This window comes from Acinetobacter legionensis, from assembly GCF_048552295.1.
Classification (GTDB): Bacteria; Pseudomonadota; Gammaproteobacteria; order Pseudomonadales; family Moraxellaceae; genus Acinetobacter.
In genome coordinates this window covers 1-249 of sequence record NZ_JBIMCW010000118.1, presented here as the reverse complement: position 1 = coordinate 249, position 249 = coordinate 1, and the positions used below count along the sequence as shown (strand labels likewise).

The window sequence follows — 249 nt, the reverse complement described above, 5'->3', positions numbered from 1 at the left end:
GTGCAAGGTCATGTAGAGTAAATGGCACTTTAAAGATATTTTGATCGATAAAGTTAAATGCACCACCCATCCATAAACCGAATTTATGCATCGCTGGTCCAAAGTTACGTGAACGATGTAACTCTTCTTTTAACCAACTGTTGTTGAATTTGTCAGTATATGCAGTCAATTCTTTAGCAAAGAAGTCTTCGCCTTCAGCGACACGCGCAACCGCTAAATCGCCACCTTTCTCATGACCTGCTTGGATTG

Annotated in this window: 1 pseudogene; it reads right to left on the bottom strand. The window is 41.0% G+C overall.

What is annotated here, in order from left to right:
• A pseudogene (locus ACG916_RS21685) lies at positions 1 to 249 on the bottom strand (electron transfer flavoprotein-ubiquinone oxidoreductase); the annotation flags it as partial.